Annotated in this window: 23 protein-coding genes and 1 tRNA gene; 14 read left to right on the top strand and 10 right to left on the bottom strand. The window is 64.6% G+C overall.

Annotated features, from left to right (window positions below; translation table 11 throughout):
- Positions 1-43: 43 nt before the first annotated feature.
- Positions 44-880 carry a CvfB family protein gene (locus IB261_RS20780; protein WP_081519323.1) on the top strand — a complete coding sequence of 279 codons (837 nt, stop codon included), beginning with the start codon at positions 44-46 and terminating at the stop codon, positions 878-880.
- 5 nt (positions 881-885) lie between these two features.
- Here IB261_RS20780 and IB261_RS20775 read toward each other — a convergent pair whose 3' ends face one another.
- The 3 genes from IB261_RS20775 to IB261_RS20765 all read right to left on the bottom strand — a co-directional run bounded on the left by IB261_RS20775 (position 886) and on the right by IB261_RS20765 (position 3,587).
- Entirely contained in the window at positions 886-1,299 is a 414-nt protein-coding gene (locus IB261_RS20775) for a DUF5064 family protein (RefSeq protein ID WP_192381237.1), read from the bottom strand.
- 77 nt (positions 1,300-1,376) lie between these two features.
- Positions 1,377-2,807, bottom strand: coding sequence for an arginine-ornithine antiporter (arcD, locus tag IB261_RS20770; RefSeq protein WP_192381238.1), 1,431 nt, complete (start codon positions 2,805-2,807; stop codon positions 1,377-1,379).
- Positions 2,808-3,032: 225 nt separating this feature from the next.
- Positions 3,033-3,587, bottom strand: coding sequence for a magnesium transporter (locus tag IB261_RS20765; protein WP_192290942.1), 555 nt, complete (start codon positions 3,585-3,587; stop codon positions 3,033-3,035).
- Positions 3,588-3,826: 239 nt separating this feature from the next.
- Between IB261_RS20765 and def the strand changes: the two genes are divergently transcribed.
- Entirely contained in the window at positions 3,827-4,366 is a 540-nt protein-coding gene (def, locus tag IB261_RS20760; RefSeq protein WP_192381239.1) for a peptide deformylase, read from the top strand.
- A gap of 58 nt (positions 4,367-4,424) precedes the next feature.
- Here the strand turns inward: def and IB261_RS20755 are convergent, their stop codons facing one another.
- Complete coding sequence (locus IB261_RS20755; protein ID WP_081519328.1) at positions 4,425-5,282, bottom strand: MurR/RpiR family transcriptional regulator; 858 nt, start codon at positions 5,280-5,282, stop codon at positions 4,425-4,427.
- A gap of 186 nt (positions 5,283-5,468) precedes the next feature.
- Here IB261_RS20755 and zwf point away from each other — a divergent pair, with 186 nt between their 5' ends.
- From zwf to IB261_RS20740, 3 genes are read left to right on the top strand one after another with little or no spacing between them, the layout of a single operon-like run.
- Positions 5,469-6,938 carry a glucose-6-phosphate dehydrogenase gene (gene zwf, locus IB261_RS20750; protein ID WP_081519329.1) on the top strand — a complete coding sequence of 490 codons (1,470 nt, stop codon included), beginning with the start codon at positions 5,469-5,471 and terminating at the stop codon, positions 6,936-6,938.
- On the top strand, positions 6,925-7,641 hold the full coding sequence (gene pgl / locus IB261_RS20745; RefSeq protein ID WP_081519330.1) for a 6-phosphogluconolactonase: 717 nt from the start codon (positions 6,925-6,927) through the stop codon (positions 7,639-7,641). Before zwf ends, pgl begins: the two co-directional genes overlap by 14 nt.
- A gap of 17 nt (positions 7,642-7,658) precedes the next feature.
- Positions 7,659-8,306 (top strand): bifunctional 4-hydroxy-2-oxoglutarate aldolase/2-dehydro-3-deoxy-phosphogluconate aldolase, encoded by a 648-nt coding sequence (locus IB261_RS20740; protein WP_151187815.1) that lies wholly within the window; start codon positions 7,659-7,661, stop codon positions 8,304-8,306.
- Between the two features lie 133 nt (positions 8,307-8,439).
- Here IB261_RS20740 and IB261_RS20735 read toward each other — a convergent pair whose 3' ends face one another.
- The 4 genes from IB261_RS20735 to IB261_RS20720 form a co-directional block, all read right to left on the bottom strand.
- Positions 8,440-10,272 (bottom strand): ABC transporter ATP-binding protein, encoded by a 1,833-nt coding sequence (locus IB261_RS20735; protein ID WP_081519332.1) that lies wholly within the window; start codon positions 10,270-10,272, stop codon positions 8,440-8,442.
- A gap of 77 nt (positions 10,273-10,349) precedes the next feature.
- Entirely contained in the window at positions 10,350-10,910 is a 561-nt protein-coding gene (locus IB261_RS20730) for a peptidylprolyl isomerase (RefSeq protein ID WP_225601650.1), read from the bottom strand.
- 29 nt (positions 10,911-10,939) lie between these two features.
- On the bottom strand, positions 10,940-11,731 hold the full coding sequence (locus IB261_RS20725) for an alpha/beta fold hydrolase (RefSeq protein WP_151187814.1): 792 nt from the start codon (positions 11,729-11,731) through the stop codon (positions 10,940-10,942).
- A 31-nt stretch (positions 11,732-11,762) separates the two neighbouring features.
- A complete protein-coding gene (locus IB261_RS20720; protein ID WP_081519335.1) occupies positions 11,763-12,689 on the bottom strand; it encodes a PA3225 family LysR-type transcriptional regulator in 927 nt (308 codons plus the stop codon).
- A gap of 55 nt (positions 12,690-12,744) precedes the next feature.
- Between IB261_RS20720 and IB261_RS20715 the strand changes: the two genes are divergently transcribed.
- The 9 genes from IB261_RS20715 (at position 12,745) to IB261_RS20675 (ending at position 20,414) form a co-directional block, all read left to right on the top strand.
- Entirely contained in the window at positions 12,745-13,059 is a 315-nt protein-coding gene (locus IB261_RS20715; protein WP_081519336.1) for a 3-phosphoglycerate kinase, read from the top strand.
- A gap of 141 nt (positions 13,060-13,200) precedes the next feature.
- Positions 13,201-13,800: an FMN-dependent NADH-azoreductase gene (locus tag IB261_RS20710; RefSeq protein WP_151187813.1), complete on the top strand. Its 600-nt coding sequence runs from the start codon at positions 13,201-13,203 to the stop codon at positions 13,798-13,800.
- A gap of 198 nt (positions 13,801-13,998) precedes the next feature.
- Positions 13,999-14,283, top strand: coding sequence for an integration host factor subunit beta (ihfB, locus tag IB261_RS20705; protein ID WP_015478091.1), 285 nt, complete (start codon positions 13,999-14,001; stop codon positions 14,281-14,283).
- Between the two features lie 33 nt (positions 14,284-14,316).
- Positions 14,317-14,622, top strand: coding sequence for a LapA family protein (locus IB261_RS20700; protein WP_151187812.1), 306 nt, complete (start codon positions 14,317-14,319; stop codon positions 14,620-14,622).
- Entirely contained in the window at positions 14,615-15,766 is a 1,152-nt protein-coding gene (locus IB261_RS20695) for a tetratricopeptide repeat protein (protein ID WP_151187811.1), read from the top strand. The genes IB261_RS20700 and IB261_RS20695 overlap by 8 nt, the downstream gene beginning before the upstream one ends.
- A gap of 55 nt (positions 15,767-15,821) precedes the next feature.
- The gene (locus IB261_RS20690; RefSeq protein WP_192381240.1) at positions 15,822-16,784 is read left to right on the top strand and encodes a UDP-glucose 4-epimerase family protein; all 963 of its coding nucleotides are present in this window, start codon (positions 15,822-15,824) and stop codon (positions 16,782-16,784) included.
- The gene (locus tag IB261_RS20685; RefSeq protein ID WP_192381241.1) at positions 16,781-17,806 is read left to right on the top strand and encodes an MraY family glycosyltransferase; all 1,026 of its coding nucleotides are present in this window, start codon (positions 16,781-16,783) and stop codon (positions 17,804-17,806) included. The genes IB261_RS20690 and IB261_RS20685 overlap by 4 nt, the downstream gene beginning before the upstream one ends.
- Positions 17,807-17,878: 72 nt before the next feature.
- Entirely contained in the window at positions 17,879-19,867 is a 1,989-nt protein-coding gene (locus IB261_RS20680) for a polysaccharide biosynthesis protein (RefSeq protein ID WP_192224221.1), read from the top strand.
- 193 nt (positions 19,868-20,060) lie between these two features.
- Positions 20,061-20,414 carry a ComEA family DNA-binding protein gene (locus IB261_RS20675; protein ID WP_151187809.1) on the top strand — a complete coding sequence of 118 codons (354 nt, stop codon included), beginning with the start codon at positions 20,061-20,063 and terminating at the stop codon, positions 20,412-20,414.
- Positions 20,415-20,953: 539 nt separating this feature from the next.
- Here IB261_RS20675 and IB261_RS20670 read toward each other — a convergent pair.
- Positions 20,954-21,029: transfer RNA gene (locus IB261_RS20670), tRNA-Asn, on the bottom strand.
- 69 nt (positions 21,030-21,098) lie between these two features.
- On the bottom strand, positions 21,099-22,295 hold the full coding sequence (locus IB261_RS20665; protein WP_045211941.1) for an amino acid aminotransferase: 1,197 nt from the start codon (positions 22,293-22,295) through the stop codon (positions 21,099-21,101).
- Between the last annotated feature and the right edge of the window lie 33 nt (positions 22,296-22,328).

Here is a 22,328-nt window from a genome sequence, read left to right as displayed (position 1 = left end):
CCAATGCGCGTAGAATGCCCGCCCCGTTCACGAGGTAAGCGTCATGGCAGTCATAGGTCGGTTCAATTCGTTGCAGGTGGCCAAGCACACCGATTTCGGTCTCTACCTGGATGGCGAGAGCCACGGCGAAATCCTCCTGCCCAAGCGCTATGTGCCGAAGAACGAACCTACCGAAGTGGGTGACTGGCTCAACGTGTTCATCTACCTGGACAGCGAAGACCGCCTGATCGCCACCACCCAGAAGCCCAAGGTGCAGGTCGGCGGCTTCGCCAGCCTGAAGGTGGTGGAGGTCAACCGCGTTGGCCTGTTCCTCGACTGGGGCCTGCCCAAGGACCTGCTCCTGCCGCACTCGGAAGAGAAGCGCCCGTTGCAGGTCGGCGATTACTGCGTGGTCTACGTCTACCTCGACGAGCGCAGCCGTCGCATCACCGCCACTGCGCGCCTGGACCGCTACCTGGACAATGTCCCGGCCAATTACAAGGCCGGCCAGCAGGTGGACCTGCTCGTCGTCGAGCGCACTGACCTGGGCTACAAGGCCATCATCGATGGCAAACACTGGGGCCTGATCCACAAGAACGAAGTCTTCAAGTTCATGCGCAATGGCCTGCGCGAGACCGGCTACATCAAGGAAATGCGCGCCGACGGCAAGATCAGCCTGAGCCTGCAGCCGGCTGGCGCCGGCCTGTCCGATGCGCTGAGCGAGCAGATCCTCAAGGCCCTGCGCGAGGCTGGTGGCCAGCTGGCGCTCAGCGACAAGAGCCCGCCGGACCTGATCGCGCAGCAGTTCGGCGTCAGCAAGGGCAACTTCAAGAAGGCCATCGGCGGCCTGTTCAAGCAGGGCCTGATCGTCATCCACGACGACGGTATCGAACTGGTCTGACCGGCTCAGCCGCGCCCGCGGACGATGGACTCGGCCACCGCGCAACGCGGTTCGGCCGGGGCCCGCGAGCCCATGCGCTGCAGGTCGACCGGCGTGCCGGGTTCGGCCTTCAGCCGACGACGCAGGTCGTCGAACACCCGGTCATGTTCCTTGCGAAAGCGCAGCACCGGCCCGTGGCAGACCCGCAGGCCGTGGCGGCGCAGGATGCGCGTGGCGCTGCCGGCGAAGTTGAAGGCGAGGTCGCCGGGCAGATCGAAGCCGTCCTTGAAAGGCTGGCCGTCGATCTCGCCGTCCAGCTCGAACTTCACCAGCGCATCCCGGCTGGCGGCGTTCTCCACCGTATAGCTCAGGCGGATGCGGTACTGCTGGCGGTCGAGGCCGGTGCTGGAATGGATAGTGACCTCGGTGGGTGTGCTCATTCTCTTCTCCTGAAGTCAGCCATTTCTCCTGGAAAGCAAAAGCCCGCGGCCTGAGCCGCGGGCATCGGCGCCGAACCTCAGAGGCTCAGCTGACCCGCATACAGACCGTAGCCGGCGGCCAGGGTCGCGGCCAGAAGGAGGGCGAAGATCAGCCATTCCGCCTTGCTGAACACGCGCTCGCCGCGCTCGCGCTTGGCCATGATGAACAGCACCACGCCCGGTGTGTAGAGCAGCGCCGAGAGCAGCAGGTGGTCCATGCCGCCGGCATACACCAGCCACAGGCTGTAGATGAGGGCGATGGTGCCGATTACCAGGTCCTTGCGGCGCTCGCGCAGCAGGCCTTCGTAGCCTTCCCCGCGCAGGCTCAGCAGCACGGCATAGCCGGCGGAGAACAGGTAGGGCAGCAGCGCCATGGACGCGGCCAGGTACACCAGGCTGGTGTAGGTGCTGGCGGCAAACAGGGTGACCACCAGGAACACCTGCACCGTGGCGTTGCTCATCCACAGCGCGTTCACCGGTACGTCCTTGTCGTTCTCGCGGGCGAGGAACTTCGGCAGGGTGTGGTCGTGGGCGGCGGCGTACATGATCTCCGCGCTGAGCAGGATCCACGCCAGCAGCGCGCCGAACAGCGAGACGACCAGCCCGGAGATGATCAGCACTGCGCCCCAGTGGCCCACCACGTGTTCCAGCACGTAGGCCATGGACGGGTTGGGCAGGCCAGCCAGTTGCGCCTGGCTCATCATGCCCATGGACAGCACGTTCACCAGCACCAGCAGCGCCATCACCGAGACGAAGCCGATCACCGTGGCGGTGCCGACGTCCGAGCGCTTCTTCGCGTGGCCCGAGTAGAGGTTGGCGCCCTCGATGCCGATGAACACCCAGACGGTGATCAACATCATGTTGCGCACCTGGCTCATCACGCTGTCGAAATCGACGTGGCCATGGCCCCAGAAGTCGGCGGTGAACAGGTCCATGTCGAATGCCACCAGGCCGATCAGGATGAACAGCACGATGGGCACGACCTTGGCGACCGTGGTGACCTGGTTGATGAAGGCGGCCTGCTTGATCCCGCGCAGAATCAGGAAGTGCAGGCCCCACAGCAGCAGGGAAGAGCAGGCGAAGGCGATGACCGTGTTGCCCTCGCCGAACACCGGGAAGAAGTAGCCCAGTGCGCTGAAGATCAGCACGAAGTAGCTGACGTTGCCGAGCATGGAGCTGATCCAGTAGCCCCAGGCCGAGTTGAAGCCGATGTAGTCGCCGAAGCCGGCCTTGGCGTAGGCGTAGACGCCTGCGTCCAGTTCCGGCTTGCGGTTGGACAGGCTCTGGAAGACGAAAGCGAGCATCAGCATGCCGATGCCGCTTATGGCCCAGCCGATCAGCACGGCGCCGGGGCTGGCGCTTTTCGCGACGTTCTGCGGCAGCGAGAAGATGCCGCCGCCGATCATGGAGCCGACCACCAGGGCGGTGAGCGCGGCCAGGCCGAGTTTCTGGTTGGGCGATGAAGACATGTCCCAGCCTCCTGAGTAATGGGGAACTCGAATAGTTTCGAGTTCGACCGGAGGCGCGCGGCTGACATGTATCAATAGCAAGCTAACGGTTTCTGAATGATTCCTGAACGGCAGCCATTCTCGTCCTGCCAACAGTGCTCTGCGCGGCGCACAACTGCCAGGCCGCTGGCCGCACGGGCGCGGAGGGGAGGGTCCGCATAACCACCGGCGCGCGGCCGGTGCGCATCACATCATGTGGCGGAAGCGGTTCCAGGCCTGCTCGACGGAGAGCCACCAGGCCGGCATGGCGCTGCCGAAGCCGGCGATCTCCAGGCGCGGGTGGTGGCGCACCACCATGTCCAGCACCGGTTCCTGCTCGGGCTTCACGTCGACGAAGAACACGTGACGGCCTTCATGCAGGTTGTCCTGGAAGCGGCGCACGTCGCCGCTGGGGCGCTGCAGGCCGAAGAAGCTGCTTTCCCACAGGCTGAAGCCCAGCAGCACCGCGGCGAGGAAGAGCACCGGAATCCAGCCGGCCGCCGTCTGCGTCCAGCCGCTCAGGTAGCCGACCACCAGTACCAGCACGGCCAGCGCGGCACCGATCATCAGGCCGATCTTGCCCCAGTGGACGACGTCCTTCTTCATCATCGAGGGCACTTCGTGGAGGCGGTGCTCCTGCAGTTCCGCGTCGCTGTCGCTGAGCACATGCATCTGCTCGATGCCGATGCCGCTTTCGGAGAGTTCCTGCTCGACCTGCTCCAGGTCGTCCAGGTTGTCGCTGATGTAGTAATGCCTGTTCATGACGAACCTCACGCCCCTCGGAATGAAAGTTCCCCCCAGGGTTCGACCGCCATCTGCCGTGAAATTCGGCAAATATCCGTCGTTCGATGGTTGTCGTCGCAGATCAGTCTAACACCGCGGCGCTGCGGGCTCCGGGGCGCTGCCCGGCGGTCGCGGGGTTGCCAGACCGGTTGCGGGGGCCGAGGATGCAGCTCTCATTGGAAGCATGCCGCTTTCACGCAACGGCGAACGAGGCCGAGATGATCCGCGAGATTCTCAAGATGGGCGACGAGCGCCTGCTGCGCATCGCCCCACCGGTGCCCGAGTCGATGATCGGCAGCGCCGAGCTGCAGCAACTGATCGACGACATGTTCGAGACCATGCACCACGTCGGTGGTGTAGGCCTCGCCGCGCCGCAGATCGGTGTCGACCGGCAGCTGGTGATCTTCGGCTTCGAGCGCAGCGAGCGCTATCCGGACGCGCCGGCGGTGCCGCCGACCATCCTGCTCAACCCGGTGATCACGCCCATCGGCGATGAGCTGGAGGAGGGCTGGGAAGGCTGCCTGTCGGTGCCGGGCCTGCGCGGTGCGGTGAACCGCTACCAGCGCATTCGCTATCAGGGCGTCGACCCGCAGGGCCAGCCCATCGACCGCACCGTGGACGGCTTCCACGCCCGCGTGGTGCAGCACGAGTGCGACCACCTGATCGGCCGCCTGTACCCGTCGCGCATTACCAATTTCCGCAAGTTCGGCTTTACCGAGGTGCTGTTCCCGGGGCTCGATCCGGGCGCGGATGACTGATCAGGCACGAATCGAGTCAGAGGCAGGCGCAGGATTCTAACTGCGGGAGCGGCGGCGTTCAGTCTTCCTCGTCGAGCTGGTAGCGCGTCGGCACCAGGCTCTCCTTGATCTTGCGCAGGTGCGGCTGGAAGTCCACGCCACGGCGCAGGGTCACGCCGGTGGCGAGCACGTCGAGTACGGTCAGCTGGATGATCCGCGAAGTCATCGGCATATAGATGTCGGTGTCCTCCGGCAGCGGGATATCCAGGCTCAAGGTGCTGGCGCGGGCCAGCGGCGAGTCGGCGGCGGTCAGGCCAAGCACCGAGGCGCCGTTCTGCCGCGCCAGGTGCGCCACGTCCACCAGCTCGCGGGTGCGCCCGGTGTAGGAGATCACCACGAACAGGTCGCCGGTGTGCGCCACCGAGGCGATCATCCGCTGCATCAGCACATCGCTCTGCGCCGAGACCGCGAGGTTGAAGCGGAAGAACTTGTGCTGGGCGTCCAGCGCCACGGAGCTGGAAGCGCCGAGGCCGAAGAAGTGAATCTGCCGGGCCTGGATCAGCAGGTCCACGGCGCGGTCGATCAGCTTCGGGTCGAGCACCTTGTGGGCGCTGTCCAGCGAGGCGATGGTGCTGCTGAAGATCTTGCGGGTGTAGGCCTCGGGGCCGTCGTCGGCGGCCACCGCCTGGGTCACGAAGGCCGCGCCGCTGGCCAGGCTCTGGGCCAGCTGGATCTTCAGCTCCGGGTAGCCGCTCATGCCGAAGGAACGGCAGAAGCGGTTCACCGTCGGCTCGCTGACGCTGGAGGCCTGGGCCAGCGCGGCGATGCTGAAGCGCGTGGCCTGCTGCGGATCGCGCAGGATCACTTCGGCGACCTTGCGCTCGGCCTTGTTCAGCTCTTCCAGACGGCTCTGGATCTGCTCCAGCAGGTTTTTCATCCGTGCTCCTTGGGCAATCGACGGTTGGCCGGGTAGGTGCGGCCAGCGGCGCTATCCTAACGTCAGGCCGGCAGGCGACCAACAACGGCGCGAAGCGGCAAAAATATGTTGTTTAATTACTACATATTTGTCTTAATGCCGGCGTAGAAGGCTAACTATCGTCCAAAATTTGGTTGGTAACAACAAATGCCTGAAGTCCGTGTTCTGCCCTGCACCCTCGCGTTGTTCGGCGCCCTGGGTGATCTCGCCCTGCGCAAGCTGCTGCCGGCGCTCTACCAGCTCGACCGTGAAGACCTGCTGCACCGCGACACCCGCATTCTCGCGCTGGCCCGCGACGACGGCGCCAGCGAAGCCCCCCTGGCGACCATCGAGAGCCGCCTGCGCCAGGCCGTGCCGGCGAAGGAGTGGGACGAAGCTGTCTGGGCCCGCTTCCAGGCGCGCCTGCATCACCTGAGCATGGATTTCCTCGATGCCGGTTCCTACCAGGCGCTGGCTGAGCTGGTGGGTGACGAGAAGACCCTGGTCGCCTACTTCGCTACCGCCGCCTCGGTATTCGGCGGTATCTGCGAGAACCTTGCCGCCGCCGGCCTCGCCGAGCGCACCCGGGTAGTCCTGGAAAAGCCCATCGGCCACGACCTGGAATCGTCCCGCGCGGTGAACGACGCGGTGGCGCGCTTCTTCCCCGAGAACCGCATCTACCGGATCGACCACTACCTGGGCAAGGAGACAGTGCAGAACCTCATCGCGCTGCGCTTCGCCAACAGCCTGTTCGAAACCCAGTGGAACCAGAACCATATCTCCCACGTGGAGATCACCGTAGCCGAGAAGGTTGGCATCGAAGGCCGCTGGGGTTACTTCGACAAGGCCGGCCAGCTGCGCGACATGGTGCAGAACCACCTGCTGCAACTGCTCTGCCTGATCGCCATGGACCCGCCGGCGGACCTTACCGCCGACAGCATCCGTGACGAGAAGGTGAAGGTGCTGCGCGCGCTGGAGCCCATTGCCCCCGAACAGCTGGCAACCCGTGTGGTGCGGGGCCAGTACACCGCCGGCTACATCGATGGCAAGGCAGTGCCCGGCTACCTCGCCGAGGAAAACGCCAACCCCAACAGCGATGCCGAGACCTTCGTCGCCCTGCGCGTGGACATCCGCAACTGGCGCTGGTCCGGCGTACCGTTCTACCTGCGCACCGGCAAGCGCATGCCGCAGAAGCACTCGCAGATCGTCATCCACTTCAAGGAACCGCCGCACTACATCTTCGCCCCGGAGCAGCGCTCGCTGATCAGCAACCGGCTGATCATCCGCCTGCAACCGGACGAGGGCATTTCCCTGCAGGTGATGACCAAGGACCAGGGCCTGGGCAAGGGCATGCAACTGCGCACCGGCCCGCTGCAACTGAATTTCTCCGAAACCTTCCAGACCGCCCGGACGCCGGATGCCTACGAGCGACTGTTGCTGGAAGTCACGCAAGGCAACCAGAACCTGTTCGTCCGCAAGGATGAGATCGAGGCCGCCTGGAAATGGTGCGACGGCCTGATCGACGGCTGGGGGCGCCTGGGCGAGGAGCCCAAGCCCTATCCGGCCGGAAGCTGGGGACCGCAGGCCTCGGTTGCCCTGATCGCACGCGACGGGAGGGACTGGTATGGCGATCTTTGAACCCCAACTGGCTGAAGGCATGGCCTGGAAGACCTGGAACAACGCCGCCGAGCAGGCTCGCGGCCTGGCCGAGGCGGTAGCCGATGCGCTGCGCGAGGCATTGATCGAACGCGGCCGCGCGCTGCTGGTGGTGTCCGGCGGGCGCAGCCCGGTGGCTTTTCTCGAAGCTCTGAGTGGCGCCGTACTGGACTGGTCGAAAGTGGCCGTCAGCCTTGCCGACGAGCGCTGGGTGCCCGAGTCGCATCCGGACAGCAATGCCGGCCTGCTGCGTCGTCACCTGTTCAAGGGCGCGGCAGCCAAGGCGCAATTCATCGGCATCTACCAGCCGGCAGCCAGCCTGGAAGAAGCGGCCGACAAGGCCGATCGTTACCTGCATGAACTGATGCTGCCCATCGATGTGCTGGTGCTGGGCATGGGCGACGATGGCCACACGGCTTCGCTGTTCCCCGGCAGCACCAACCTGGTGGAGGCGCTCGACCCGGCCGGCACGCGCCGTTGCCTGCCGATGTGGGCGCCGACCGTACCGCACCAGCGCCTGACCCTGACGCGCGCCGTGCTGCAGGGCGCGCGGGTGCAGATACTGGCCATCCAGGGCGAGTCCAAGCTCGCCACCCTGAGCCAGGCGCTCAGCGACAACGACGACCAGCGCATGCCCATCAATGCGTTCCTGCGTTCGCCTCTTTCGATCCACTGGTGCCCTTGAGGCACGGAGTTACCGCAATGTCTGAACAACACATCCAGCAGATCGATGCCCTCGCGCAGCGTGCTCGCATCCTGCCGGTGATCACCATCGACCGCGAGGCGGACATCCTGCCCATGGCGGATGCTCTGGCAGCCGGCGGCATCACCGTTCTGGAAGTGACCTTGCGGACGTCGCTGGGCCTCACCGCGATTCGCCAGCTGAGCGAGCAGCGCCCGGAGCTGATTGTCGGCGCCGGCACCGTGCTCGACCCGGAAACCTTCGCCCAGGCGGAAGAGGCGGGGGCGAAGTTCATCGTCACCCCCGGCTGCACCGACGAGTTGCTGCAGTACGCGGTGACCCGCCCGGTGCCGCTGTTGCCCGGCGTGGCTACCGCTTCGGAAATCATGGCGGCGTACCGTCATGGCCTGCGCCGCTTCAAGCTGTTCCCGGCGAAGGTCGCCGGCGGCGTGGAAGCGCTCAAGGCCTTCGGCGGGCCGTTCCCGGAGGTGCGTTTCTGCCCCACCGGCGGCGTCGGCCCGGACAACCTCAACGACTACTACCGGCTGGCCAACGTGATGTGCGTGGGCGGCAGCTGGATGCTGCCCAAGGCCGCCATCGACAGCGGCGACTGGGCCACGGTCGAGCGCCTGAGCCGCGAGGCACTGGCGCTGCTGGACACACACTGAGCTGTCCTGATCTGGACATGCCCGGCCTTGTGCCGGGCTTTTTTATGCGTGCTGGATAAAATGGCGCGCCCTGTAGGAACGCCCCATGGGCGCGATCGCGGGCATGGCCCGCTCCTGCAGTGTGGCTCCGGATTCAATCCACCCCGACGAACCCGCCCGTCTGGTGCCGCCACAGCCGCGCATAGAGCCCGCCGTGGGCGAGCAGCTCGGCATGGCTGCCGCTCTCGACCACGCGGCCATGTTCCAGCACCACCAGGCGGTCCATGCGCGCGATGGTCGAGAGGCGGTGGGCGATGGCGATCACGGTCTTGCCCTGCATCAGGGTCTCCAGGCTCTCCTGGATCGCTGCTTCCACTTCCGAATCCAGCGCCGAGGTGGCCTCGTCGAGGATCAGGATCGGCGCGTCCTTGAGCAGCACGCGGGTGATCGCGATGCGCTGGCGCTGGCCGCCGGAGAGCTTCACGCCGCGCTCGCCGACGTGGGCGTCCAGGCCGAAGCGGCCCTCGGCATCACTCAGCTGCGGGATGAACTCCGAGGCGCGGGCCTTCTGGATCGCGTCCTGCAACTCGGCCTCGCCGGCATCCGGGCGGCCGTAGAGCAGGTTGGAGCGGATCGAGCGGTGTAGCAGCGAGGTGTCCTGGGTGACCATGCCGATCTGCGCGCGAAGGCTTTCCTGGGTCACGTGGGCGATGTCCTGGCCGTCGATCAGGATGCGTCCGCCCTCCAGGTCATAGAGGCGCAGCAGCAGGTTCACCAGGGTCGACTTGCCGGCGCCGGAGGGGCCGACCAGGCCGATCTTCTCGCCGGGGCGCACGGTCAGGTCGAGGCCGCTGATCAGGCCGCCACCCTTGCCGTAGCTGAAGTTCACCTGATCGAAGCGCACTTCGCCGTGCTTCACCACCAGCGGCTTGGCGTCCGGCGCATCGGTCACCTGGCGGGGCAGGGCGATGGTCTGCATGCCGTCCTGCACCTGTCCGACGTTCTCGAAGATGCCGCCGACCACCCACATGATCCAGCCGGACATGTTGTTGATGCGGATGACCAGGCCGGTGGCCAGGGCGATGGCACCCACCGAGATCAGCGACTGGGTCCACAGCCACAGGGCGAGGCCCGTGGTGCCGGCGATCAGCAGACCGTTGAAGATGGTGATGGTGACGTCCATCGAGGTGACCACGCGCCCGGCGCGCTGGGCCTTGCGGGTCTGGTCGTCGATGGCTTCGCGGGCGTAGTCCTCTTCCTGGCGCGTGTGGGCAAACAGCTTGAGGGTGGTGATGTTGGTGTAGCCGTCGACGATCCGACCCATGAGTTTCGAGCGGGAATCCGAGGCGATCACCGAGCGCTGCTTCACCTGCGGAATGAAGTAGCCCAGCGCGCCGACGTAGCCGACTACCCACAGCACCAGCGGAATCATCAGGCGCCAGTCGGCCTCGGCGAACAGCACCAGGGCGCTGATGGTGTAGATCAGCACGTGCCAGATGGCGTCGACCACCTGCACGGCGGAGTCACGCAGGGAGTTGCCGGTCTGCATGATGCGCTGGGCGATGCGCCCGGCGAAGTCGTTCTGGAAGAAGCCCAGGCTCTGCTTGAGCACATAGCGGTGGTTCTGCCAGCGGATCAGGTTGGTCATGCTGGGGTTGATGCTCTGGTGCACCAGCATGTCGTGCAGGCCGTTGAACACCGGACGCAGGACCAGTGCGACCACGGCCATCCAGATCAGCTCGCGGCCGTGTACGGTGAAGAAGTCAGCGGGGGCGGTGCCCTGGGCGAGGTCGACGATGCGCCCCAGGTAGCTGAACAGCGCGACTTCGATCAGTGCGACGATCAGCCCGACGAAGAGCAGGGCGAGGAAGACCGGCCAGACCTGGCGCAGGTAGTAGACGTAGAAGCGGACGACGTCGGAAGGCGGCATGCGCTCGGGGACGTCGCGGAAGGGATCGATCAGACGCTCGAAACGACGGTAAAGCATGATGGCTCTCGGGTTGTGTTGGCGAGCCCGTCCCGGGCTCGCCTTGAATGGCCTCCGTCAGCCGTGGTTGCGCAGAATCACAGACGCTTGGCGGAGAGGATGACCACCGGGGTGGTCGGTACGTCCTGGAACATGCCCTTGTTGCCAGTCTTCACGCCGGCGATCTGGTCAACCACGCCCATGCCGCGCACGACCTTGCCGAATACCGCATAGCCGAAGTCGCGGGCGCCGTGGTTGAGGAAGTCGTTGCCGGTCAGGTTGATGAAGAACTGGCTGGTGGCGGAGTTCACGTCGCTGGTGCGGGCCATGGCCAGGGTGCCGCGCTCGTTGAGCAGGCCGTTGTCGGCCTCGTTCTTGATCGGCGCCTGGGTGTCCTTCTCCTTCATGGCTTCGGTGAAGCCGCCACCCTGGATCATGAAGTTGGGGATCACGCGGTGGAAGATGGTTCCGTTGTAGAAGCCGCTGTCGACGTAGGACAGGTAGTTCTTCACGGAAATCGGCGCCTTGTCGGCGTACAGCTCGATTTCGATTTCACCCGAGGTGGTGGACAGCAGCACGTGGGGCTTGTTGGCGTCGGCGGCGATTGCCGAGCCGGCCAGGACCAGGGAGCAGGCAGCGAGCAGGAAGCGTTTGAACAGGGTCATTTGGCGGATGTTTCCTGAAGGTTCTAGGGATGGTCGACCTGCTCGAGGAAGTCGAGCAGGGTGGTATTGAATCTTTCCGGCTGGTCCAGCGGCGTGGCGTGGCGCGAGTCCTCGATCACCACCAGGCGCGCGTTGGGCATGCGCCCGACGTAGGCCTGCTTGAGTGAGACCGGGGTGTAGTCGCGGTCGGCGCTGATCACCAGGGTTGGACAGGTTATGCGCGCCAGGCGTTCCTGCACACCCCAGCCGATGATGGCGTGCAGGCTGGAGAGGTAGGCGCGCTTGTCGTTCTGCGGCCAGCGTTGCTGGATCTTGCGGCGCAGGTCGCTCTGTTCGGGCTTGGGGAAGAGCATCCTGCCCAGCGCCTTGCCCACCGTATCCAGGCCCAGCACATGGGCGAGGAACAGCCGGCGCGCCACTTCCAGATACTCGCGCAGGCTGCGTGGCTTCACTTCCGGGGCGCTGTTGACGATGGTCAGGCTGTTCAGCCGCTCCGGCCAGCGGGTAGCCAGTTCGAAGCCGATCATGCCGCCCATGCTGATGCCCACCAGATGCACGCGGCCAAGGCCCAGGTGATCGAGCAGGGCGATCACGTCCTCGGCGAAGGCGGCGATGCTGTAACGCTGGCGCGGTTTGTCCGACTGGCCGTGGCCGCGTACGTCGAGGGCGATCACCCGATGACGTTTCTCCAGCTCCGGCACCTGGTATTCCCAGTCGCGGGTGCTGGAACCGAGCCCATGCACCAGCAGCACCGGCGTGCCGAGTCCGCTTTCCTCGTAGTGCAGGCGATGACCGGCGTGGTCGAAGAACGGCATGACGAGCTCCTTGTTCGTGCGGGCTGTGGCTTCAGGCCGGGCTTTCCGGGGCGGCGAAATGGGCGTCGAGGGGCACGTTGGCGAAGGTGGTCAGCAGTTCCACGAGGATCTGCGTGGCCGGGCCCAGGGGCTTTTCCTTGTTCGGGTAAAGATAGAAGCGGCTCTCGCGCACGCCGCCCTGTTTCATCAGCAGCGGCTTGAGCTGCCCGTCGCGCAGTTCACGCTCGATCATGTGCCGCGGCAGCCAGGCGAAGCCCAGACCGTTGCTGACAAAGGTGGCGGCGGTGGCGAGGCTGCCGACGGTCCAGCGCTGCTCGGCGCCGAGCCAGCCGACGTCGCGCGGTTGCAGGCGGCCGGAGTCGCGGATGACCACCTGCATCTGGGTTTCCAGGTCCTGGTGGGTGACCTCGCGTTGCAGGCGATGCAGTGGGTGATCGGGATGGGCGACAGCGACGAAGTCGACGATGGAGAGATCGGCGCCCAGGTGGCCGGGAATGTTCAGGCCACTGATGGCGAGGTCTGCGTGGCCCTGCACCAGCGCTTCCTCCACACCCGACAGCACCTCTTCGCGCAGCAGCACGCGGCAGCCGCGGCTCTGTGGCATGAAGGCCGACAGCGAACGCACCAGACGCACGGTGGGGTAGGCGGCGTCGACGACTAGGCGCACTTCCGGCTCCCAGCCCTGTTCCATGTGGTGGGCCAGTTCTTCCAGCTGGCCGGCGGATTTCACCAGTTGCCGCGAGCGGCGTAGCAGTACTTCACCGGCCTCGGTGAGCACGGCCTTGCGTCCGTCGATGCGCAGCAGCGGCACGCCGAGCTGCTCCTGCATACGCGCCACGGTGTAGCTGATCGACGACTGCGAACGGTGCAGGGCTTCGGCCGCCTGGGCGAAGCCGCCGTGATCGACCACGGCCTGCAGGGTTCTCCACTGATCCAGGGTAACGCGGGGCGCTTTCATCCTCGCTTCCTCTTGTCTACTCTGGCGGTCCGCAGAAGACCAACAAGAGACCGCCATGAAAAAATTCTGTTGTGCCGTTCTGGCCATGTTGCCGCTGACCGCCCTGGCCTATCCCATCGAAGTGCAGAAGAGCCTCAATGGCACCGAGATGGACATCGAGACCCAGGATATCGGCGACCAGATGGGGGCGATCCTCCTGCGCAACGGCGGCCAGCAGCCGGTGACCTGCACGGCGGTCTTTGTCAACGGTCCCGAGACGCCGCATGTGCGCAAGGCGACCATTGCACCTGGCAAGGAGGCCAATCTGACTTCCAGCTTCAGCCGCGCAGTGATCAAGCTGCGCATCAAGCTGACCTGTAACCCTTCCTGAGTTCCTCCAAGCCTAGAAGCAGTCACGCAAGAAATCAATTTATTCGATAATTAGAAGCGACTATTTGCGCTTTTTTATCGATTTGTTCATCTTTAGGATGGCCTCCATCGACACATTCAGCGACCGATGGAGGTCCAGTCCATGTCCCGCGTTCTGGTTATCGAAAGCAGTGCCCGTCAGGAAGGTTCCGTTTCCCGCCAGCTGACCCGCGATTTCATCGCCCAGTGGCAGGCCGCCCACCCGGCCGACGACATCCAGGTCCGCGACCTTGCCGTAGAACAGGTGCCGCACCTGGACGCCAACCTGCTGGGTGGCTGGATGAAGCCGGCGCAGGAGCACAGCGAGATCGAACGCGCCGCGCTGGAACGCTCCAACCAGCTGACCGCCGAGCTGCAGGCTGCCGACGTGCTGGTCCTGGCTGCGCCAATGTACAACTTCGCCATCCCCAGCACCCTGAAATCCTGGCTGGACCACGTGCTGCGCGCCGGTGTCACCTTCCAGTACACCGAGACCGGCCCGCAGGGCCTGCTCACCGGCAAGCGCGCCTTCGTCCTGACCAGTCGCGGTGGCGTCTACGCCGGCGGTGCGCTGGATCACCAGGAGCCCTACCTGCGCCAGGCGCTGGGCTTCGTCGGCATCCACGACGTGACCTTCATCCATGCCGAGGGCCTGAACATGGGCGGTGAATTCGCCGAGAAGGGCCTGGCCAAGGCCAAGGCTCAGCTCGCCGCCATCGCCTGATCTGCTTTTCTCCCTTGCGCGTCCTTCCGCTCCTGGACGCGACCGTGGCCGATCGCCTCCCGGGGATCGGCCATTTTTTATTTGCCAACTACTTGACCGGATGAAAACACATCCTTTCCGTTCGGGCTGTTCAAAGCATGACCAGCATGCTAAAAGAACCTTGAGCTGATCTAGCCGCTTGAAAAAGAAGGGAAAACCATGACCAAGTCGGAGTTGATCGAGAGAATCGTCACCCATCAGGGGCAGCTTTCCGCAAAGGATGTGGAGCTGGCGATCAAGACCATGCTTGAGCAAATGTCCCAGGCTCTGGCCACTGGGGATCGCATCGAAATCCGGGGTTTCGGTAGCTTCTCGCTGCATTACCGTGCGCCGCGTACCGGCCGCAATCCGAAGACTGGCGAGTCCGTGCGCCTGGACGGCAAGTTCGTCCCGCACTTCAAGCCCGGCAAGGAGCTGCGCGACCGCGTCAACGAACCCGAGTGACCCCGGGGTATCCGTCTTCAAGAAGGAGTGTCCATGCTTCGGGCAAAACGTTTCCTGCTGATTCTGGCGCTGGTCGTCCTGGCCGCCGTCGTCGTGGTTTTCGTCCTTGAAAACCTGCAGCCCGCGCAGCTGACCTTCCTCGGCTGGCAGTCGCCGCAGTGGCCGCTGGTGATCTTCATCTCCCTTGCCTTCATCGTCGGCGGCGTGATCGGCCTGCTGCTGAGCATTCCCTTCCGCGCGAAGACGCACGTCCGCATGACCGGGCTGCGCTCCGAGGTCACCCGTTTCCGCAAGGAGAATGACGCGCTGCGTGAAAAGTCGCTGACGGACCATGCCTAGCGTCATTGCCACGCTGTTCTTCTTCTGCGCCCTGGCCATCGGCTGGTGGATGGGGCGTCGCTCGCTTTCCCGCACCCAGCCAGCGCCCGAATCGAACCTCCGGGCGCGCGTCCACAGCATGCACAATCTGCTGGAGCGACATTCCGACGACGCGCTGGAAAGCCTTTCCCAGGGCCTGGTCGTCAGCCCGGAAACGCTCGAAAGCCACCTGCACGTTGGCAACCTGTTTCGCCGTCGCGGCGATATCGAAAAGGCCATCCACATCCACCAGGATTTGCTGGGTCGCGCTGGCGAGGATGGCTCACTGGTGGCGCAAGTACGCCTGGAACTGGCCCGTGACTACATCGCTGGCGGCTTGCTCGGCAGTGCCGAGGAGTTGCTGGACGAGCTGACCCGGCAGCGTGATGAGCCCATCTCTCTCGAGGCGCTCGACGAGCAGCGGCTGATCTGCGAACGCGAGAAGAACTGGTCGCGCGCCATCGAACTGGCCGCCCGGCTGGTACCGAGCCGCCCCGAGCTGAGCGCCGCGCTGGCCAACTATTACTGCGAGCTCGCTCAGGAGAAAGGCAAGACCGGGGATCGCAGTGCCATGCAGGAATTGCTGCGCGAGGCTCGTCGCGTCGACAAGCGCTGCGTACGCGCTCTGCTGATGCGGCTGGACTGCGAGTTGTGGCGCAAGGATCCGGCCGCTGCTGTCGCTACCATCGGCGAGCTGGCGAGCGATGCCAAGGCCTTCCTGGGCGAGATAGTGCCCCTGCTGCGTCGCCACGACGGCCTTGCCCGGCCCGAGGTGCTGGCCTGTTTGCGCGAGCTGGCAGGGGGGGAGGAAGTGCCTCCGGCGATCCTCGCGTTGTTGGCTGAAAGCGATCAGCCAGGGCGTTCTTCCAGTTGGCGCGAAAGCCTGCTGGAGCGGGTGGAGCGCCATCCCTCCTGGCAAGGCGTGGGCGAATACCTGGAAGTGGTGGGAAACGACACTGAAAAAGACTCGGCGACGGGAAAAATCGCTCCAATAATCATCGGGTTGTATAAGACAATGCCGCGCTATCGATGCGGCAAGTGCGGTTTTGCCGGTCGCGAACTGCACTGGCAATGTCCCAGTTGTCACGCTTGGAATGCTCTGCGGCCGGTCATTTCGCCGCTCTGACGCGCTCGCTCAAACATGGAAGACGCCGTAGGCGTCAGGTTCTGCAGGTACTGGATTGAAGGTTCTACTCACGGGCGCGAGCGGTTTTGTCGGCCGAGGCGTGCTGGCGCGTTTGTGCCGGGAAGACAGCGTGCAGGTTCGCGTCGCCCAGCGTGGCGGCAGCGCGCAATACCCCGAAGGTGTTGAAGTTTCGCTCATCGACGGGTTGAGCGTGGCGCAGTCCTGGACGCAGGCCCTGCAGGGGGTTGATGTGGTGATCCACTGCGCTGCCCGCGTTCATGTCATGGACGAGCAGGCAGCGGACCCGCTCGCCGAGTTTCGCGCGGTGAACGTCGAGGCCACCCGGCATCTGGCGCAACAGGCCGCCGCAGCTGGCGTGAAGCGCTTCGTCTTTGTCAGTTCGATCAAGGTCAATGGCGAGGAGACTGCGCCGGGCCATCCCTTCACTGCCGACGCCGAGCCACAACCGCAGGACCCATACGGGCAGTCCAAGCTCGAAGCTGAGCAGGCTCTGTTCGACGTTGCCCGGCAGACCGGTCTCGAAGTCGCCGTGGTGCGTCCGCCGCTGGTCTATGGCCCGGGCGTGAAGGCCAATTTCGCCAGCCTGATGCGCGCCTTGCAACGCCGACTGCCGTTGCCCTTCGGCTCCATCGACAATCGCCGCAGCCTGGTGGCGCGGGACAATCTGGTCGATCTGCTGCTGCTTTGCGCGCGTCATCCGGCGGCCGCCGGGCAGGTGTTCCTGGTGAGCGACGGTGAAGATTTGTCGACGGCAGCGCTGTGCCGTGGTCTGAGCAAGGCTCTGGGCGTTCGCCCGCGACTGCTGCCGGTTCCGGCTGCGCTGCTGCGCCTGCTGGGGCTGCTGACCGGGCGGAGCCAGCAGGTGCAGCGCTTGCTGGGATCGCTGCAGGTGGATATTTCCACGACGCGCAGTCGATTGGGCTGGAATCCGCCGGTCAGTGTCGAGCAGGCCCTGAGGGCAGCAGCGCAGGGGTGTGGTCAGGAGCAGGGGCGATGAGCATGGGTATTCTGCTGGCGGCCGTGTTCATCGCATCCTGGGTGATGACGGCCGGTGTGCGCCGCTACGCGCTGGCGCGAAGCATCATGGACATTCCCAATGCCCGCAGTTCGCACCAGATCCCCACGCCCCGGGGCGGGGGTGTAGCCATTGTGCTGGGTTTCCTGGGCTGTCTGCCGTTGGCCGGTGTTCTGGGTGCGGTGGATGGGAGCTGCCTGTTGGCCCTGTTGCCGGCCGGCGCTCTGGTTGCAGTCATTGGTTTCCTCGACGATCACCGTCATATTCCGGCGCGTTGGCGGCTGCTCGGGCATTTTGTCGCCGCATCCTGGCTGCTTGGCTGGCTGGGTGGGCTGCCTGCGCTGACTATGCCGTGGGGGCCTCTGGACCTGGGTTTGGCTGGTGACCTGCTGGGCGTGGTGTTCCTGGTCTGGCTGCTCAACCTGTACAACTTCATGGACGGCATCGACGGGATTGCCGGCCTGGAAGCTATCAGCGTCTGCCTGGGCGGAGCCCTCTGCGGGTGGTTCGTCGGCGAGTCGCAACTGGTGTGGTTGCCCTTGATCCTGGGCATGGCGGCGGCGGGGTTCCTGGTCTGGAACTTCCCCCCGGCGCGGATCTTCATGGGGGATGCGGGCAGTGGTTTCCTCGGGTTGATGCTCGGAGGATTGGCGCTGCAGGCGGGGACGGTGTTCGCGCCGCTGATCTGGAGTTGGCTGATCCTGCTCGGTGTGTTCGTGGTGGATGCCACCTTCACGCTGATCCACCGACTGATGCGTGGCGAACGTGTCTACGAAGCGCATCGCAGCCATGCCTATCAGCGCGCTTCGCGCCGATACGGCAGCCACTTGCGGGTGTCGCTGGCGGTAGCCGCCATCAACGTGCTGTGGCTCATGCCGCTGGCGTTGCTGGTGGCACTGGGGCATGTTTCGGGTTTGCTGGGGCTGATTGTGGCCTATGCTCCCTTGGTGCTTGTCGTAGCTCATCTGGGTGCAGGTCGTCCGGATGAACAGGATGTGAGCTGAACTCCGCCGGATTTGGTGGTCAATGTAGCGGGCGAGGAACTTTCCTCCGCTCGGGATTAAGGACAAGCGCTGATGCTTCGAGAACGCCTGCTGAGGCTTCCGAGACGACATAAACGGCTATTGCAGGTCACCACGGATATTCTGCTGGTGTGGTTCTCGCTGTGGCTGGCGTTCATCGTGCGCCTGGGCACCGACGATCTGGAGTATCCGTTCCGGGTCCACAGTTGGCTGTTCTTGGCGGCGCCAGTGGTTGCCGTCCCGCTGTTCATCCGCTTTGGCATGTACCGCGCGGTGATGCGCTACCTGGGCAATGACGCGCTGATCGCGATCTGGAAGGCGGTGACGATCTCGGCGCTGCTGCTCTCGCTGGTGGTCTACTGGAACCGCTCGGTGACCGAAATGGTCCCGCGCTCACTGGTGCTGAACTACTGGTGGCTGAGCCTGCTGATGATCGGTGGCCTGCGCCTGGCCATGCGCCAATATTTCATGGGCGACTGGTACAGCACGGTCCAGGCGGTGCCCTTCCTCAAGCAACAGGATGGCCTGCCCAAGGTGGCGGTGTATGGTGCCGGTTCTGCCGGCAACCAGCTGGTGGCGGCGTTGCGCCTGGGGCGTGCGATGCGCCCGGTGGCCTTCATCGATGACGATGACGAGATCGCCAACCGCGTCATTGCGGGCCTTCGGGTTTACAAGCCCAAGCATATCCAGCAGATGATCGACGAGACCGGCGTGCAGGAAGTGCTGCTGGCGATCCCTTCTGCTACCCGCGCCCGGCGCCGTGAAATCCTCGGTCTGCTCGAGCCCTACCCGGTTCACGTACGAAGCGTGCCAGGGTTCATCGAGCTGGCTAACGGCCGCGTGCGGGTGGATGACATCCAGGAAGTGGATATTGCGGACTTGCTCGGGCGCGATCCGGTCGAGCCGCGCAAGGAGTTGTTCGAGCACTGCATTCGCGGCGAAGTCGTGATGGTCACCGGTGCCGGCGGCTCCATCGGATCTGAGCTCTGCCGCCAGATCCTCGGCTCATCGCCCACCGTGCTGGTGCTGTTCGAGCACAGCGAATACAACCTCTACCGCGTGCACCAGGAGCTGGAAAACCGCATCAAGCGCGAGTCTCTCGCGGTTCAGCTGGTGCCGATCCTCGGCTCCGTACGCAGTGCCGAGCGCCTGCTGGACGTCATGCGCACCTGGAAGGTCGCCACCGTCTACCACGCCGCGGCCTACAAGCACGTGCCCATCGTCGAGCACAACATCTCCGAGGGCGTGCTGAACAATGTGATGGGCACCCTGCATACCGCGCAGGTGGCGGTACAGGCCGGTGTCGAGCACTTCGTGCTGATCTCCACCGACAAGGCGGTGCGCCCGACCAATGTCATGGGCAGCACCAAGCGCCTGGCAGAGATGATCCTGCAGGCCCTGAGCCAGGAGTCAGCTCCGGTGCTGTTCGGCGACAAGTCCGGCGTACACCAGGTCAACAAGACCCGTTTCACCATGGTCCGGTTCGGCAATGTGCTGGGCTCGTCGGGTTCAGTCATTCCTCTGTTCCGCGAGCAGATCAAGCGCGGCGGGCCGGTCACCGTGACCCATCCGGGTATCACCCGCTATTTCATGACCATCCCCGAGGCGGCTCAGTTGGTGATCCAGGCTGGCTCCATGGGGCGCGGCGGCGATGTCTTCGTGCTGGACATGGGGCAGCCGGTGAAGATCCTCGAACTGGCCGAGCGGATGATCCACCTGTCGGGCCTCAGCGTTCGCTCCGAGCGCACGCCCCACGGTGATATCTCCATCGAGTTCAGTGGTCTGCGGCCCGGCGAGAAGCTCTACGAGGAGCTGCTGATCGGCGACAACGTCAGCGCCACCGAGCATCCGATGATCATGAAGGCCAACGAGGAGCTGATGCACTGGGAGGGCTTCAAGCTCGTCCTGGCGGATCTGCTCAAGGCGGTGGATCAGGGCAACTACGCGCGGGTACGGCAACTGTTGCGGGAAACCGTCAGCGGTTATTGCCCCGAGGGCGAGATCGTCGACCTGATTCACCAGCAGCGGCGGATGGAGCCCTGATCCAGGGTTCCTAGCAGACGCGGTCGTCGTCGCGTCTGCGAGCATCGTCAGTCCTTTCCTGGCGATCTGTCGGCGGCGCCGGAAACTGCTGCCGACTCTCTAAACCAAGGTTTTTGCGAGTGTTCCTGGCGATATGGTCACTGGGCGGCGCCGTCGCGCCCGCCTAGAAGCCTCTCATTCCAAGGAATGACTCATGAAGAAGAACCTGCTCTCCATCGCCAGTCTGATTCTGTTCACCAGCCTTTCTTTTGGTGGTTTTGCCCAGGCAGCCACCAGTGCCCAGCCCGCCACCAAGACGGCGGCCGAAGCTCCGGCTCCGGCTCCCGCTGCCAAGGCGCCTGTCTCCCAGGTCGAGGCGGTGAATATCAACACGGCATCTGTCGAAGAACTGCAGAAGTCCCTGAAAGGCATCGGCAAGGTGAAGGCCCAGGCGATCGTCGACTACCGGACCAGTAACGGCCCCTTCACCACGGTCGATCAACTGCTGGAAGTGAAGGGCATCGGCAAGGGCACCCTGGACAAGAACCGGGACAGGATTTCGCTCTGAGCCTTTGCCAGTCGAAATGAAAAGGCCGGTCACTGACCGGCTTTTTCATTGGGGAGCATTCTTTGGCCCAATAAAAAAGCCCCCGGCGTTTGCCGAGGGCTTTGAATTCTGGCTCCGCGACCTGGAGTCGACGGCATCAGCCGAACGCGCTTCAGCGCGGCCCCGAAGGGGGAATCACCTGGGACGCAGTCCCTGGAGAGAGTCCAGAAGCCCAATAAAAAAGCCCCCGGCGTGTGCCGGGGGCTTTGAATTCTGGCTCCGCGACCTGGACTCGACGGCGTCAGCCGAACGCGCTTCAGCGCGGCCCCGAAGGGGGAATCACCTGGAACGCAGTCCCTGGAGAGAGTCCAGAGGCCCGATAAAAAAGCCCCCGGCGTGTGCCGAGGGCTTCGAATTTGGCTCCGCGACCTGGACTCGACGGCGTCAGCCGAACGCGCTTCAGCGCGGCCCCGAAGGGGGAATCACCTGGGACGCAGTCCCTGGAGAGAGTCCAGAAGCCCAATAAAAAAGCCCCCGGCGTGTGCCGAGGGCTTCGAATTTGGCTCCGCGACCTGGACTCGAACCAGGGACCCAATGATTAACAGTCATTTGCTCTACCGACTGAGCTATCGCGGAACAACGGGGCGTATCTTACTGATTAAAAAGGGGAAGTCAACATTGTGCCGACGACTTCCCCTGATTTTTTTACAGCACCTGGACGATGGCGCGGGTAACGGTGTCCAGGTTGCCGTTGTTCAGCGCGGCGACGCAGATGCGGCCAGTGCCGACGGCATAGATGCCGAACTCGTTCTTCAGGCGCTCGACCTGCTCGGCGGTCAGGCCGGAGTAGGAGAACATGCCGCGCTGCTCGGCAACGAAGCTGAAGTCGCGCTTGGCGCCCAGGGCGGCCAGTTGCTCGACCATCGCCACGCGCATGGCGCGGATGCGGGTGCGCATTTCGCCCAGCTCTTCTTCCCAGACGGCGCGCAATTCCGGGCTGTTCAGCACGGCGGCGACGACGCTGGCGCCGTGGGTCGGCGGGTTGGAGTAGTTGGTGCGGATCACGCGCTTGACCTGGGACAGGACGCGGGTGGATTCCTCGCGGCTGTCGGTCACGACCGACAGGGCGCCAACGCGCTCGCCGTACAGCGAGAACGACTTGGAGAAGGAGCTGGACACGAAGAAGTTCAGGCCCGACTTGGCGAACAGGCGCACGGCGGAGGCGTCTTCGTCGATGCCGTCACCGAAGCCCTGGTAGGCGATGTCGAGGAACGGCACGTGGCCCTTGGCCTTGAGCACGTCCAGGACCTGCTTCCAGTCGTCCATGGTCAGGTCGACGCCAGTCGGGTTGTGGCAGCAGGCATGCAGCACAACGATGGACTGCGAGGGCAGGGCGTTGAGGTCTTCCAGCAGGCCGGCACGGTTCACGCCGTTGGTGGCGGCGTCGTAATAGCGGTAGTTCTGCACCGGGAAGCCGGCGGCTTCGAACAGCGCGCGGTGGTTTTCCCAGCTCGGGTCGCTGATGGCGACGGTGGCGTTGGGCAGCAGGCGCTTGAGGAAGTCGGCACCGGTCTTCAGTGCGCCGGTACCGCCGACGGCCTGGGTGGTAACCACACGGCCTTCGGCCAGCAGCTCGGAATCAGCGCCGAACAGCAGCTTCTGCACACCCGAGTCGTAGGCAGCGATGCCTTCGATCGGCAGGTAGCCGCGCGGTGCGTGGGCCTCGATGCGGGCTTTCTCCGCGGCCTGCACGGCGCGCAGCAACGGGAGACGGCCTTCCTCGTTGTAATAAACGCCTACGCCCAGGTTGATCTTGCCCGGACGGGTATCGGCGTTGAAAGCTTCGTTCAGGCCCAGGATCGGGTCGCGGGGGGCCATTTCGACAGCGGAGAACAGACTCATTTTGGCAGCAGCTCTAAGGCGGGAGTGAAGTGC

Origin of the sequence: Pseudomonas sp. PDM20 (genome assembly GCF_014852575.3) — a bacterium.
Taxonomy (GTDB): Bacteria; Pseudomonadota; Gammaproteobacteria; order Pseudomonadales; family Pseudomonadaceae; genus Pseudomonas.
The sequence above is the reverse complement of the archived record's forward strand: the minus strand, read 5'-3'. Positions and strand labels throughout refer to the sequence as shown.